Below are 14,817 nucleotides of genomic sequence, written 5' to 3' on the forward strand. Positions count from 1 at the left end.
ACCGGCTTCCCGGGTTCGAGGGTTTCACGGCCGTACACAGCGGTGACCGGGACTTCCTGACGACCCGGCAGTCCGGCGCTGTGCGCGCGGCACGGACGGATCAGCCGTGCACGCGCACCGGCAGTTCGCGCACACTGTTCCCCACGAACGAGGCGTGCCTCGGGAGTTCGGTGTCCGGAACCGCGAGAGTGAGCGCGGGGAAGCGTGTGAACAGATGCCGGAGTGCTGCCGCGCCTTCCATCCGGGCGAGCGGTGCCCCCAGGCAGAAGTGCGCGCCATGGCCGAGCGAGAGGTGGCGGGCCTTGCCGTGGCGTGTGACGTCGAAGCGTCCGGCATCGGGGCCGTGCGCCTTCGTGTCGCGCCCCGCCGCCGAGTATCCGGCCAGGACCGGGGTCCCCTTCGGGATCAGGGTGCCGTCGAGTGTCAGGTCGCGGATCGGATAGCGGAACGGGAAGTAGCTGACCGGGCTGTCCCAGCGCAGCGTCTCCTCGACCACGTCCGCCCAGCTCGCCGTGCCCGCCCGGACCAGGGCGAGCTGGTCACGATGGGTGCACAGGGCGCGCACGGCGTTGGTGATCAGGTTGAGCGTCGTCTCGTGTCCCGCGATGACGGTCAGCATCAGAGTGCCGATCAGCTCGTGCGGACCGAGTCGGTCGCCGTCCGCCTCCCGGGCCGCGATCAGTGCGCTGATCAGGTCGTCACGCGGGTTCTCGGCCCGGGCGGCGGCGACCGCGCCGAGCACCTCCACCATCTCCCGGTTCGCGGCCATGGCCTCAGCGGGGCCGATGTCGGTGGCGACGATCCGGTTGGACAGGTCGTGCAGCCTGTCGTGGTGCTCCGCGTCCACGCCGAGCAGTTCGCAGATGACGCTCATCGGGAGCGGTAGGGCGAAGTGCCTGCGCAGGTCCGCGACGCCGTCGTGCGCAACGGCCTCGCGTTCCAGGTCGTCCAGCAGAGACATGATCAGTTCCTCGACGCGTGGGCGCAGTTCCTCGACCCGCCGCGCGGTGAACGCCCTGCTCATGAGGGACCGCAGCCGCCGGTGGTCCGGCCCGTCCGCGGTGGTCATCCCCTGCACGGTGGCGAAGGTCTTCAGAGGCCAGCCGTCGGGAATCTCCCCGTCCCGCAGAGCGGCGAAGTGCCGCGCGTCCTTCGCGACGTCGGGGTGTGCGAGGAACTCCCTGAGGGCGTCATGGCCCAGCACCGCCATGCCCGTCACCCCACCCGGCAGGACAACCGACGAGACGGCGCCCCCGGCCAGCAACCGCGCGTTGGCTGCGTGGGGGCACCCACCGGACGGGTCCAGGCGGTGCGGCGTGTCGGTTGCGAGGTTCTCCGGCGGCGTGTTCAACAGGGCTCCTGACGGAACGACGAGTGACTGACCGGCCCCCCGGACCGCCCCGGTCTGTGGCGGCACGTCGAGGTGTGGGTCCGAGAATGAGCCGGCGCGTATGCGCCGGGCGAACTCTGCTGCTGTGCACGGAACATGGCCAGCGTAGGCCAAGGGGGGCCGATCCGGTCGGCGACCGAGTGCACCCGGTGGGCGGACGCCGGGGACCGGGGCGGGACACGTTGATGCGGACAGGGGTGTATGCAGGGACCTTCCGGGCGCGGCGGATCCGCCGGGCGCGTGGCGCGTGGAGACGGAACCCTCGGCTGCGCCCCCGGTCCACTTCGTGGAGACGGCCCACGGCTGACGGTCTACAAGATCCGGTATGTGCACGCAGTGCGCGCGCAGTTGGCATGTTCTGCCCGATGCGCACCGTGAACCACGTCACACTTCGGGCGCCCTCCCGTCTTCAGCGCGTCGCCATCCTCGGCACACCGGCCGTATACGGCCCTGACGCGTTCGCTTCACTCGCCGCACGCCTGAGCAGGGCATTTTCAGATGAGCGGGACCGCGTGCGGGGGCAGGGGGTGCGGGCCGACGAAAATGCGCGTTGCGGCCACCACAAAAATCGCTCGGGGGCACTGTCGGATCTCTACGAACGGGACCTGACCGCCCCTCATGTGCCGCCTCGTCGGGCCGGGATGCCAGGTCGCGGACAGGGGCCTCCGGCCCAGTAGAGTCGGGTGACCGGCGCGCGGCGCACCTCGCTGACGGCGCCGGGGGCGCTTCGTGAAGGTGCGCCACCGGAGCGTGTGCGGCGCAGAGCGCCGGCGCGGATCCCGCCAAGGAGGTGTGTTGATGAACGGTCGTCCTCACGTTCCACTTGTGCGCCGGGCGAGTTACGCCCCGATCACGCACGACTGTGGCCCCGAAGAGTGAGTTCTTCGGGGCCACAGTTCTAAGCGTCCGCTCATGCGTGAGCGCGCATGAGCGGCCCTTCATTCAAACCGCGCCGTCCCGGTCGATACCGGACAGTTGGGGCGACGTACGGCTCTACACGGAGAACAGACTAATGGGTACCGCTATTCCTATTGGCATATCCAGCCAAGCGCTTGCCGTCGTCGCCACCGCGTCCGCCGACCCGGGCAGTGTGGCCAGTTGGGTTGCTGCCGGAGCCGCCGTGCTCGGCGTGGGCCTCAGCGCGGTCCTGGGGATCAAGACGTCGTACAACAACAAGGCGGAACGTGCCCGGACCCAGGTCCTGGCGCTGCAGGAGATCCTCGACGACTGCACGGACCGACTCGTCACGCCCGCCGACGTCGCCGCGGTCCGGCGGCTCCGCCCCACCTTCAGGCGCCTGGCCAAGGTCAACAAGAAGGTGCCGCAGATCGCCGCCGTCGAGGCGGCGATCACCGAGGTGGTCGATCTGCCGGTGCCGGTAGCCGCCTCGGAGCGCGGCCGGTACGAGCAGCGTCTCGGCGAGGCGGTCGGGCGGCTCAAGGACGCGGCGGAGGAGGCCTTCGAGGTGCTGAGCGCCTGACAGCGGTGCTGGACGGGAGGCCCCGCGGATGTTCCCCGCAACAGTGGCGGGGGCATCCGCGGGGCTCGTACGAGCAGGTCATCGGTCCGCGGTCTTCAGGGAGTCATGCCGCATCCGACTTGAGCAGCCGGACATGCCCCTGCTCATTCGTAGGGACACTCCGGGTCGCGCGTACCCGGAGAGGAGGCGCGTGCCGGTCGACGGCCACCTCGCGTTCGCCGCGGGCATCCCGGTGTTCACGGGCACGGAGTCGGCGGCTCACCGGCCTCCCGGCCGCCTGCTGAAGTCGGCGGCCACCTTCAGGAAGACGTCGTTGGCTTCCCGTTCGCCGATCGTCACCCGCACGCCCTCGCCGGGTATCGGCTGCACCATCACGCCGGCCGTGCCGCACGCTGTCGCGAAGTCCGCCGAGTGCCGACCCAGCGGCAGCCACACGAAGTTCGCCTGGGTGTCCTGCGTGGTCCAGCCCTGGGCGCTGAGCGCGTCTCTGACGCGTGCGCGCTCGCGCACCAGAACGTCGATCCGCCGCAGGATCTGTTCCTCCGCACGGAGCGATGCGATCGCGGCATCCTGCGCCAGTTGGCTCACCCCGAACGGCACGGCGGTCTTGCGCAGGGCCTCGGCGACCGGGTCGTGTGCGATCGCGTAGCCGACACGCAGGCCGGCAAGACCGTACGCCTTGGAGAAGGTCCGCAGCACACAGACGTTGGGGCGTTCGCGGTAGAGCTCGATGCCGTCGGGTGCCCGTGTGTCGGAGACGAACTCCCGGTAGGCCTCATCGAGTACGACCAGCACGTCGTCCGGAACCTGGTCGAGGAAGCGCTCCAGCTCGGCTCTGTGGACGACTGTGCCGGTCGGGTTGTTCGGGTTGCAGATGAAGATCAACCGGGTCCGTTCGGTGACGGCGGACAACATCCCGTCCAAGTCGTGCCTGCCGTCCGAGGAGAGCGGGACCCGCACTGAAGTCGCACCGCTGATCTGCGTGATGATCGGGTACGCCTCGAACGACCGCCAGGCGTACAGCACCTCGTCACCGGGTCCGCTCGTGGCCTGCAACAGTTGCTGGGCGACGCCGACCGATCCCGTACCGGTCGCGACGTGGGACAGGGGTACGCCGAAGTGCTCCGACAGCTCGCGTACCAATCGCGTACAGGCCAGGTCCGGATAGCGGTTGACGGAGGCGGCCGTCGCGGCCACGGTCTCCATGACTCCGGGCAAGGGAGGGTACGGACTCTCGTTCCGGGACAGCATGTGAGGCTCGGCTCCATCCGTCGCGGCGGCGGCGGTGCCCGCCCGGTAGGCGGGGATGCCCGCCAACGTGGCACGCAGTCTCGGGTTCTTCGTGGTCATCGGGTCCTCCTGCGTTCCGCTGGTTCGACGGGGCATCACGGACCGTGCAACTGACCGCGGTTGACTGCCGCAGGAGGCCCCCGCGCAGTCGCGATGCGGGGCGGCGGCACGCCCGTACGTCCGTGCCCTTCATGGCAGAGCGGCCGTGGACTTCATTGATCACCACCGCCGTGCATCCGCAAGTGAACCAGGGGCATGTCGTGGCCGCGTCGGCGCAACGTAGAAGCAGCGTGAAGGCAGGAGACGGAGGGTGGCCGGCGGACTGCCTTCGCATCGCAAGGTGCCGTCTCCCCTCACGCACCGGCCGCGCGGTCGCGGCCGTCGCGGGCGGGTGGTGTGGCCGGCGTCGCGCAGTGACCACGCGCACCCCTCGCGCGACGCGCCGGGAACTCCGGTCGGCCGTCCCGGCGCACGAGCCGGCGCCTGCCGGGCCAGGGGCGAGCGGGCCCGGGGCGGAGGGCTCCCGGGGAACCCGCACGCGGAACCCCGGGCCCTGCCGACAGTTCCCGCACGGAAACCCGTGCCCCGGTGGTGGTCGCAGTGGACTGGGCCGATCGCACGGTCGGCCACCTTCACGGCGCCTCTATGACGCGTTGACGAAGCCGTGACGGACCTGCTGATTCACTGGCGTCGTCAGCAGCGGTGCTGATCGAACACAAGCAATCCTTGGCCTGCTCACCTGCAGGAAGAGCAGTCCCGACCACTGTCGGAGCACGTCGGCACATGAAGGCCCCTGCTGTGCCGGTTACTCCCGCCCCCATGACCTGATGGTCCGTCAGGCGTCCTGTTGGTTGCTGAAGGAGACGACGAATGCCCCCGCCGAGTCCGCTGGTCCGTGCACTCGACCGGCGCCTCGCTGATCACTTGGTCAGCGCATCGAAATCACTCATGGACGACTCGCTCCCGGACAGCCCGGACCTGCTCGCCTCACTGGCGAAAGAGGCGGACGACTTACCGGAGCAGCTCAAGGAGATCATCGCTCCGACCTTCTCCGCCGCCGGCATGTACGTCCTGCGCGGGCTCTCCGTCGACGACGCAGACCTGGGGCCAACACCTGCCAGCTGGCGGGTCGCCGGATCCGCCGGTGCGCTGTGGGACGTCACCCTGCTTCTGCTCGCGTCCGCCATGGGCCAGCCCATCGCGTGGCAGGGGCAGCAGAACGGCCGCATGGTCAACAACATCGTGCCGACGCCGGGGCACGAGGACGAGCAGACCGGCGCCAGCAGCGCCGTGCTGCTCGCCCCGCACACCGAGGACGCCTTCCACCCGCGCAGGGCCAACCTGCTGCTTCTCTGCTGCATGCGCAATCACGACCGGGTGGCGACAACCGCGTCGAGCGTCCGGATGACGGATCTCACGGACGACGAAGTCGATGCGCTGGCCCGGCCGATGGCCCCCATCCTCCCTGACGACGCCTACACCTCCAGCTCTGCTGACACGCCCCTGCCGGTCCGCACCCTGTGGCGAACGCCGGAGGGGCTCCAGATCCGGTTCGACCCTGCCTACACCCGGCTGAACGACGCCGACCCGGCCTACCGCAAGGCCTACGCCCGGCTGGAGTCGGAACTGACCCGGGTCACGCAGAGCCTGGTGCTGCAGCCGGGAGACGTGCTGGTCGTGGACAACGATGTCGTCGTCCACGGCCGGGTACCGTTCCGACCCCGTTACGACGGCACGGACCGCTGGTTGAAGCGCGCACTCGTGCACGTGCCGGACCGTGACAGCAGGCCGGCCTCGGAACGCGTCGAACACGGCTACGGCCAAGCGGTCATCAACCCGTTCTGCGCCGGCATGTGACATCTGCTCCGCGCAGGATCCCCACGGCGGCTGTACCGCCACCGAGAGCACCGACTCGTGCCCCTTCCCGAGCCCCCATCCCTCCGGAGCGCTTGATGAACGACGTCCCGCCCACCGCATCGCCTGCTTGGGATACGTCCCGGATCCTGGCTACCTACTCCGACGTGCTGTCCACCGACATCACCCTGGACGCCGACTTCTTCATGTCGGGCGGCCACTCGCTCACAGCGGTCATGCTCGCGGACCGCCTTCGCCAGCAGCTCGGAGTCCCCGTCGCCGGACTCGATGTGATGGAGCACGTCACGCCGCGCGCGCTCATCGCCGCGTTGCATGAGCGCGTGGCCGTCCCGAAACAGGCTGGTCCTCGGACCCACCCCACCGCCGACGACCGCCGCACGGTCCTGGTGACCGGCGCCAGCGGTGGCGTGGGCAGCTTCGTGGTGGAGGAACTCCTCGCCCGGGGCGACCGGGTGCGAGCCCTCGTGCGACCCGAGTCCATCGGTGCGCTGCAGCACACCGCAGCCGACGTCGTGGAGGGGGATCTGACCCGGCCGGAGAGCCTGCGCGAAGCGGTCGACGGGGTGGACGCAGTGGTCCACGCCGCCTGCACCTTCACCCGACCCGACGTCGACGTCGCCGCTATGCGCGTCCTGGCCGACGGTTGGGGGGGAGGCCCGTTCGTCTTCGTCAGCAGCGTCGACGCCTACGGGACGCCCTCACACCCCGTGGTACGTGAGGGCCAGGCTACCGAGGGAGCGATCAGCGACTACGGACTGGGCAAGGTCCGCTGCGAGCGCGTCCTGCTCGAGGCAGCGGATCGGCTCGGAGCTCGTGGCGCGGTCAGCCTGGTCCGTGCACCGCTCATCTGGGGGCCGCACCAGCGTCTGCGCGACCAGCTGCGCTGGGGAGCTCTCGGCCTCTTCTACCAGCCCGTCGTGCGAGGAGAATCGATTCTCCTTCCCGACCCGGAGGGCACGGAGGCCGGCTGGTACGGCTTCCCCTGGGTGGCTGCGGCGGCCCTGGCACGAGATGTGGCCTCCCTCCTGGACCACCCCGCGCGCGGAGTGGTCCACACCATCGGCGGCCACATCGGGATGGAGGAGTACCTCGCGGAGCTCGTGACCCTGCTCAAGAGCGACAGCCGGGTCTCCACCGGCCCGGCCGCGCCGCAGAAACTCCGTCGCCCGTGGCGTTACAGCACCGACGTGTTCGACGCCCGGCGGGAGCCCGGTCCGAGTGAGGACTGGCGTTCCCTGCTGGCCGCGACACTGACCGCGAACGATCAGGACAGGGCCCCCGGCACGGGACAGCCCCCCGCCGTTCACACACAGGAGGCAGTGCGATGAGCGGGTCGGCACACGAGGCGGCGAGCGTCCCGGGAACCAGCCAGGGCGTCCACGGGCTCGTCGCGCGACAGGTCGCTCGTACCCCGGACGCGTGTGCTGTCCGGGACACCCAGGGACACGAACTGACCTACGCGCAGCTGTGGGAGCGGTCCGGCGACATCGCTCTGCGCCTCGAGAACCGCGGCGTCGGTGCCGGAGCACGGGTGGCCGTGGCGATGGAGCGGAGCCCCGACCTGGTGGCGACCCTGCTCGGTGTCCTGCGAACGGGCGCGGCCTACGTGCCACTCGATCCGCACGCGCCCCGCGAACGGCAGCACACCGTCCTGGGGGACTGCCAGGCGGACGCGGTGATCGGGACGATCGATCCGCGTCCCGAGCCCTCCGCGGACCGCCCTCCGTGGCTGCCGGTGCGTGGACCGTCCAGGGAGGGTGTGCCGGCCCCGGGAAGCGGGCCGTCCCGTGCCGTCGCCCCCGAGGACACCGCGTTCATCGGCTACACGTCGGGGTCAACCGGCCGGCCCAAGGGCGTCATGCTCAGCCACCTGGCCATCGAGCGCTTCGTCACGGGTGCCTCCTACTGCGAGGTCGGCCCCGGTGACCGCGTCGCGCAGGTCGCCAACCCGTCGTTCGATCCGGTCACCTTCGAGGTGTGGAACACCCTTGCGGCCGGGGCCACCGTCGTCATCCTGCCCGCCGCGACCGAAGTGCCGCTGGAGCAGTGGGTCGAGGCCCTGGCTGGGCACGGCATCACCGTCATGTTCCTCACCACGGCACTCGTCGACATGGTTCACCGGGCAGCGCCGGGGGCCTTCGCCCCCCTGCGCACCCTGCTGTTCGGCGGGGAGGCGGTGGACCCGGACATGGTGCGCGGGCTGTGCGCAGTGCGCCCGCCCGGTCAGGTCCTGCACGTCTACGGGCCCACCGAGACCACCACGTTCGCCAGTTACTTCCACTGCACCACCGCGAACCTCGCCGGGATCGACCGCGTCCCCATCGGATTCCCGCTCCAGGACACCACGCTGCGCGTCCTCGGTCCGGATCTCACGCCCGTGCCCGACGGCGAGCCCGGCGAACTGTGCATCGGCGGCCCGCGTATCGCCACCGCGTACCTCGGACAACCGGACCTCACGACCGAGCGGTTCGTGGTCCTGCCGAACGGAGAGCGGGCCTACCGCAGTGGCGACCTGGTGAGACGGCGGCATGACGGCGCGTTGGAGTTCGTGGGCCGCAAGGACCGCCAGGTGAAGCTGCGCGGGTTCCGCATCGAGTTGGAGGAGGTCGAACGGGCCGTCACGGCCACCGGCCTCGTCGAGTCGGTGGTGATCGAGAGGGCCGGCGAGGGGATGGCGGCGGGCCTGGTCGGCTTCGTCGTACCGAAGGACAGGGCGGGCGCGGCGGCGGACACGCTCCCTCGCACGCTCTGCGACGCACTGGCCCGCACATTGCCCGGCTACATGGTGCCGAGGAGGTGGCAGGTCGTCCCGTCCCTGCCCGTCACGGCCAACGGAAAGGTGGACAGACGCGCCCTCCTGGCCGGCTTCTCCGCTCCGACAGGCATCCCCACCGCAGGTCGCTGACGCGCTGCCACGGTGCACGGTTCCACCTCCCCTTCCGAGCAGCTGGAGTTTCCTTTGGGCTACAACATCACCGACGGCTATCTGGCGCGGTTCCGTGCTCTCGCGGCCGACGCCCCCGACATCCTTCCCGTGACCGGTGCGCAGCGGCGCTTCCTCACCCTGCGCCGCCTTTCGCACGGCGTCGCCCCGATCGTGGTGCCCCTGTACTTCGAATTTCCGCGTGGCACCGTCGAGCGCGGACGGCTGGAGGAGGCCGCCGCCTGCCTGGCGGCCCGGCACCCCGCCCTGCGCATGCGTTTCGACGTGGCCGACACCATCCCCGTGCAACGGCTCACCGAGCCCCAGGGGTTCGTGCGGGAGGTGGCTGCCGGGCCCGGTGAGAGCGCGGCGGACGCCCTGCGCAGGGAACTGCTGGCCTGGACGGCCGAAGGCCCCGTGCTGCGCTTCATGCTGGCCACGTCGGACGAGCGGCCGGAGCACGAGACGCTCGCGGTCGTCGTGGACCACGCAGCCTGCGACGAGCAGTCGCTCGGCTTGATCACCGACGGCATCAGCCGCGCATACCGGGAGGGCACCACTGCCCGGGAGGCACACGCCGAGACCGGTGTGCGGGCCGTCGACGACTACCGGGACGCGGTGGAACGCCAGCTCGCGGTAGAAGCCGCGGCGTCGACACCGGACCACCTCGACTACTGGACCGGCCGACTCGCCGGCTTCGTCCCCGCCGGGCCGCCCGTCGCGAACGCCCCCTCCCGACCCGAGAACGTCGACGACCCCACCGGTATGTTGCGGTACCGGCGCCCCGGTCCCACCGATGCCGCCCGCACTTCACTGTTCCCTGCCCTGCTCGATGCCACGGCCTCGGCCGTGGCGTCCCTGCCGTCCGCTCCGGCTGGACGCCCTCTGGACCCGCTGCTGGGCTATCCCTGGGGCGGGCGACCGCTGGGCGCCGCCCCCGTGCTGGGCTGCTTCCTCAACACGGTTCTCTTCGCGACGGACGCACCCGCCGACCTCGACTACGCCTGCGACAGGTGGTGGGACGACCTCGATCACGCCGACACGCCCCTGGACGAGGTCCTGCGAGCCGCACGCAGGCACGGCAGCGCGTGGTCCGGCACGGTCGGTGCGCTGCTCACCCTTGAAGACACCACTCGACGTCCGCCCCTGGAGCTCGGCGGGGTCGAGGGCGTCGAAACGCACCTGCGCGGACCGGCCCTGCAGTCCCCGTTGGCGGTGTCGGTCTCCCAGGGCGAGAGCGATCTGCTCGTCCGCATGGGGTGGAACCGCCACCGCGTGGGGCAGACGGAGGCGCACTCGGCCTTCGGCGCGCTGCGCACCACGCTCGACGGGCACTTGGACCCGGCTTCGGAAGCGGCCGATCACCGCACGCCCGTCTCCTGACAGCACACCAGCCCTGACCGTGACCCCGGATCGGCATACGACCCCGATCCGGCGCGCGGCCCGGCACCACACGCAGTCGTGTGACCGGCTCTTCTTTCAGACACGAGCTCAAGGAAGGCACCATGCCCAAAAAGGCCACCATCTACCCTCTTTCCTCCTCTCAGGAAATTGTGTGGCTGCACGAGCAGATGCTCCCCGACAGCCACGCGTACAACTCCACCGCCGCCCTGGACCTCCGAGGAGAGTGGGACAAGGAGGCCCTGGTGGAGGCCTGGGCCGAGGTGCTGCGCAGGCACCCTGGACTGCGGCTCGAGCTCGTCGAACAGGAGGACGGCCTGCCCCGCCAGCGGATCAGCGAGGAGGCCGTGCCCCGCGTCCGTGAGGTGGACCTGTCGGCGGTGCCCGATCAGGAGGCAGCCTTCGCCGAACTCGTCGGTGAGGAAGCCGGAATACCGATGGACACCCACGAGGCACCGCTGGTGCGCTGGTGCCTCGTGCGGATGGGCCCCTCCCACCACCGACTCATCCATGTCGAACACCATCTGGTGCACGACGGCCGGTCCTGGGTCATCGCCCTGCGGGACCTGTTCACGCTCTACCGCGCGCGTGTGCTGAACGAGACGCCCGTGCTGCCCGAACCGCGGAGCTACGAGGAGCACCTGCGTGAGCAGGCCCGAACGTCGGTGTCGGAGGAGAGCCGGCGCTACTGGAAGGAGGAGCTGCGCAACGCCACGCACGACATCGCCTTCCCGGGGCTGGGCCGGCCCGATGCCGAAAGGCGGCACAACGGGGCACAGCTGCGCCAGAGTCTCGACCGCGCGCTCGTCGAGCGGCTCAACACCCACTGCGCAGGAGTCGGGCACACGCCGTACACGACCATGCTCTCCCTCTTCGGGGAACTCCTGCGCAGGCACACCGGTCGGCAGGACTTCCTCGTGGGCACCGCCGCGGGCAACCGCCGGCCGGGCTGGGAGGAGAGCGTCGGCATGTTCGTCAACACCATCCCCGTGCGCCTGCGGCTGGACCCGGACGCTTCGGCCGAGGCGACGGTGGACGAGGTCATGGAAGTGCTGATGCGGGGTCTGCCCCATCAGGACGTGCCGGTGCAGGAACTCACCCGGGCGCTGGGGCTGCACACCGACGGCTCACGCAACCCGATGTTCAACGTGATGTTCAGTGCCCACGACACTCCCTTGCCCCGGATCGACCTGCCGGGCCTCGAGATGTCGATGGTGGAGGCTTTCAACGCGGGAACCACCCGGGACTTCGACCTCGACGTGGTCGCCATTCCCGCTGATCGCACCCTCACCGGTGACGGGCAGCCGGGGGCGGGCATGACCCTGGTGTGGGACTACGACGCCGACGTCCTCGCCGAGGAGTCGATCGAGCTGCTGTCCCAGCGGTTCGCGGCACTGCTGGAGAGTTACCTGGACCGCCCGGACTCGGCGCTCGCCTCGCTGACCACTGACTCCCACGACGGAGCGTCCGCGCGGGTGCCCTGCGTGGAGCAGGGGGAAGCCGCCCGCCCAGTGGCACCGGATTCCCGTTCCGCGTCGTTCGACCCCGCGGAGCAGGACGGGGCGGCCACCGCGGTGGTCAGCGGCCTCCGGACGTGGACGTACGCGGACCTCGACCGGGAGGTGACGGCACTGGCCGACCGGCTGATCCGTGCCGGTGTGGCCCCGGGGCGCCCGGTGGCGGTGGTACTGCCCCGTGGCGTGGAGAGTGTCACGGCGCTCCTCGCCTGTCTGCGCACCGGTGCCGTGTACGCACCGCTTTCGCCGGACGACCCCCGGACCCGCTTGGCCCAGCTACTCGAACGGCTCCAGCCCGCGCTGGTCCTGGCGACGGCGGACAGCGCCCTCTCGCTGCCCGCCGAGGGTCCGCCGGTGGGGCTGCTGGACGGCGGCGAGTTCCCGAAGGCGTCCCCTGGCCGACTCGTCGAACACGCCGCGTACATCGTCCACACCTCCGGCTCGACCGGACTGCCCAAGCCGGTGATGGTCGCCAGGAAGGAGCTCGAAACCTACCTGGCCGGCATCGGTGAGCGGCTCGCGCTGACCTCCGTCGACCGGGTGTTGGTGTTCGCCAAGCCCTCCTTCGACCAGAACCTCGAGGACGTGCTCGGCACGCTCGCCGCGGGGGCAGCAATCGTGCTCCCGCAGCGTGAGGTGCCCACGGCAGAGGAACTCGTGGCCGTGCTCGCCGGCCGCAGGGTGACCGTCGTCAACCTGCCGACCAGCTACTTCCTCACCGTGCGCCCCCAGCTCACCGAGGCGTGGCGGGAGGGCAGGTGGACGCCGAAGACCGTGGTGCTCGGCGGTGAACGGCTGCCGGTCGACGCGCTCGCCGACTGGGTGCACCCCGACGTCAGGCTGCTGAACGCCTACGGTGTCACCGAGGCCACGGTCACCTCCCTCACCCACGTGGTCACCGCCGAGGACATGGAGCAGGGCGGCGACGCCCCGCTCGGCACCGCGATCGCCGGCGTCGACGTCCACGTCCTCGACCAGGGCATGTACCCGCTGCCGGACGGCGCCATCGGTGAAATCGCGCTGGGCGGCGACACGCTGGCACTCGGCTACCTGGAGAACGAGCAGGCCACCAAGGAGCGGTTCGTGACCCTGCCGGCACTCGGTGGGGCAAGGGTCTACCGCACCGGAGACCGCGGGTACCGGGACCTCGACGGCCGCGTCCACTTCCTGGGCCGCCAGGACAACCAGATCAAGCTCCGCGGGCACCGGATCGAACTCGAGGAGATCGAGCTGGCCGCCTCCGCCGAGCTGGGCGGCCGTGCGTGCGCCGTCGTCCTGCACGAAGATCCCGAGAGCGGTCCCGCCCTCATCGGATTCGTGCAGACCACCGGCGCCCTTGATGCGAGCGCGCTGCACAGCGCCGTGGCCCGGCGGCTGCCCACGTCGTTCCTGCCGGCCCGGTGGATCGGCCTGGACACGCTGCCCTCACTGGCGGGCGGAAAGCCGGACCGCGCCGAACTGGTCCGGATGGCCGCCAGTGCTCCGCGTGAAGAGACCCCCTCGGCCACCGAGGCCGAGACGGTTTTCACCGGCCCCGGACAGGCACTGATCGCCGAGGGCTGGCAGCAGGTGCTGGGACACGACCGGTTCACTCCCGCATCGCACTTCTTCCAGATCGGCGGCCACTCCCTCGTCGCGGCGCAGCTTGCGGCCTGGCTCGAACCGCGGCTCGGTTTCCGGCCACCGCTGCGCAGGCTCTTCCAGCACCCGGTCCTGGCCGACCAGGCGCGCGTCCTGACCGAGGGGGTCGCGTGACCAGCCTGCCCTCCTCCGTCCTGGAACGCGTACACCGCGATCTCGTCGCCAGCTTCGAGTCGTTCATACGCAGGGAACTCGTGCCGCTGGCTGCGGAAGTGCCCGAGCCCGTGGACGGACCGCCCCGGGAACTGCGCGACTACGTGCGCAAGCGGTCGGCGGCACTCGGTTTCTACGGAGCCGAGTACCCCGAGCGCATGGGCGGTGCCGGGATGCCGCTCACCGCGCTGGTGCAACTCCACCACGCGGCCGGCGCGAGTGGATGCGCCCTCGCCCCGTATGCGCTCGCGGGTCCGGACGGTCCCAGCTGGATGCTGACGCACGGCACGCCCGAACAGATAGAGACCTACCTCGTGCCCATGGTGCGTGGCGAGAAGCTGCGGTGCCTGGCGATGACCGAACCGGGTTCCGGCTCCGACGCCTTCACCATCACGACCAAGGCGGAGCGGGACGGCGACGGCTGGCTGCTGAGCGGACGCAAGACCTTCGTCAGCAACGCAGGCCACGCCGACTACGCGATCGTCATCGCCGATGTGGCGGAGAGCGAGCACGACGCCGGCGGTGCCACCGCCTTCATCATGCCGCTCGATCATCCCGGACTCCGCCGCGGCCAAAGGTACTTCGGCATGGCCGGCGAGCCGCTGTTCGAACTGGTCCTGGACCAGGTGCGGTTGCCGATGAGCACACTGATCGGCGGGGAGGACGGCATCGGCGCCTCAGTGGAGTTCGCCATGGACAGCCTGGCCTACGGGCGCCTCCTGGTGGCCGCCCAGTGCAACGGCATAGCGGAGTACGCGCTGCGCGCCGGTGTCGAGTTCGCCCAGCAGCGCGAGGCGTTCGGGCAGGTCATCGGCAGCTACCAGCACGTCCAGGAGCACCTTGTCACGGGCCGGGCCGGCGTCGAGACCGCGAAGCTGCTCACGCTGGCCTGTGCCGAACTCGTCGAAGCCGGAGAGGACAGCGGAGGGGAGAACGCCGCGCTTGCCAAGCTCGTCGCCTCACAGACCGCCGTCGACGTCGTCGACCGCTCACTCCAGGTGCACGGCGCCACCGGGTACGTACGCGGCCATCCCCTGGAATACCTGTACCGCCACGTCCGCATGATGACGATCATCGAAGGCACCTCCGAGGTGCAGAAGGTGATCGTCGCCCGCTCCATGGGGCTCGGTTGAGCTCTCCGAGACCG

Annotated in this window: 9 protein-coding genes; 7 read left to right on the forward strand and 2 right to left on the reverse strand. The window is 70.5% G+C overall.

Annotated features, from left to right (window positions below; genetic code table 11):
* Positions 1 to 100: 100 nt before the first annotated feature.
* Positions 101 to 1,351, reverse strand: coding sequence for a cytochrome P450 (locus ACFYY2_RS32800; RefSeq protein ID WP_388749824.1), 1,251 nt, complete (start codon positions 1,349 to 1,351; stop codon positions 101 to 103).
* A 1,051-nt stretch (positions 1,352 to 2,402) separates the two neighbouring features.
* On the opposite strand from ACFYY2_RS32800, the gene ACFYY2_RS32805 reads away from it, so the two are divergent.
* A complete protein-coding gene (locus ACFYY2_RS32805) occupies positions 2,403 to 2,870 on the forward strand; it encodes a hypothetical protein (RefSeq protein WP_388749827.1) in 468 nt (155 codons plus the stop codon).
* A gap of 258 nt (positions 2,871 to 3,128) precedes the next feature.
* Here ACFYY2_RS32805 and hisC read toward each other — a convergent pair whose 3' ends face one another.
* Entirely contained in the window at positions 3,129 to 4,220 is a 1,092-nt protein-coding gene (gene hisC / locus ACFYY2_RS32810) for a histidinol-phosphate transaminase (protein ID WP_388749830.1), read from the reverse strand.
* A gap of 888 nt (positions 4,221 to 5,108) precedes the next feature.
* Between hisC and ACFYY2_RS32815 the strand changes: the two genes are divergently transcribed.
* From ACFYY2_RS32815 to ACFYY2_RS32840, 6 genes are all read left to right on the forward strand, one after another.
* Complete coding sequence (locus ACFYY2_RS32815) at positions 5,109 to 6,017, forward strand: TauD/TfdA family dioxygenase (RefSeq protein WP_388749833.1); 909 nt, start codon at positions 5,109 to 5,111, stop codon at positions 6,015 to 6,017.
* A 95-nt stretch (positions 6,018 to 6,112) separates the two neighbouring features.
* A complete protein-coding gene (locus ACFYY2_RS32820; protein WP_388749835.1) occupies positions 6,113 to 7,363 on the forward strand; it encodes an NAD(P)H-binding protein in 1,251 nt (416 codons plus the stop codon).
* Entirely contained in the window at positions 7,360 to 8,940 is a 1,581-nt protein-coding gene (locus tag ACFYY2_RS32825; RefSeq protein ID WP_388749838.1) for an amino acid adenylation domain-containing protein, read from the forward strand. The genes ACFYY2_RS32820 and ACFYY2_RS32825 overlap by 4 nt, the downstream gene beginning before the upstream one ends.
* A 54-nt stretch (positions 8,941 to 8,994) precedes the next feature.
* Entirely contained in the window at positions 8,995 to 10,341 is a 1,347-nt protein-coding gene (locus ACFYY2_RS32830) for a condensation domain-containing protein (RefSeq protein WP_388749841.1), read from the forward strand.
* A 122-nt stretch (positions 10,342 to 10,463) separates the two neighbouring features.
* Positions 10,464 to 13,631: an amino acid adenylation domain-containing protein gene (locus ACFYY2_RS32835; protein ID WP_388749844.1), complete on the forward strand. Its 3,168-nt coding sequence runs from the start codon at positions 10,464 to 10,466 to the stop codon at positions 13,629 to 13,631.
* The gene (locus ACFYY2_RS32840) at positions 13,628 to 14,803 is read left to right on the forward strand and encodes an acyl-CoA dehydrogenase family protein (protein WP_388749847.1); all 1,176 of its coding nucleotides are present in this window, start codon (positions 13,628 to 13,630) and stop codon (positions 14,801 to 14,803) included. The genes ACFYY2_RS32835 and ACFYY2_RS32840 overlap by 4 nt, the downstream gene beginning before the upstream one ends.
* Positions 14,804 to 14,817 lie beyond the last annotated feature (14 nt).

The organism is Streptomyces sp. NPDC001822 (genome assembly GCF_042892135.1).
In the GTDB taxonomy this organism is placed as follows: domain Bacteria; phylum Actinomycetota; class Actinomycetes; order Streptomycetales; family Streptomycetaceae; genus Streptomyces.

What these genes read in the sequence shown, in the direction of transcription:
- hisC (WP_388749830.1), bottom strand. Translation starts at nt 4,220, where the DNA reads ATGACCACGAAGAACCCGAGACTGCGTGCCACGTTGGCGGGCATCCCC.
- ACFYY2_RS32805 (WP_388749827.1), top strand. Translation starts at nt 2,403, where the DNA reads ATGGGTACCGCTATTCCTATTGGCATATCCAGCCAAGCGCTTGCCGTC.
- ACFYY2_RS32835 (WP_388749844.1), top strand. Translation starts at nt 10,464, where the DNA reads ATGCCCAAAAAGGCCACCATCTACCCTCTTTCCTCCTCTCAGGAAATT.
- ACFYY2_RS32825 (WP_388749838.1), top strand. Translation starts at nt 7,360, where the DNA reads ATGAGCGGGTCGGCACACGAGGCGGCGAGCGTCCCGGGAACCAGCCAG.
- ACFYY2_RS32815 (WP_388749833.1), top strand. Translation starts at nt 5,109, where the DNA reads ATGGACGACTCGCTCCCGGACAGCCCGGACCTGCTCGCCTCACTGGCG.
- ACFYY2_RS32820 (WP_388749835.1), top strand. Translation starts at nt 6,113, where the DNA reads ATGAACGACGTCCCGCCCACCGCATCGCCTGCTTGGGATACGTCCCGG.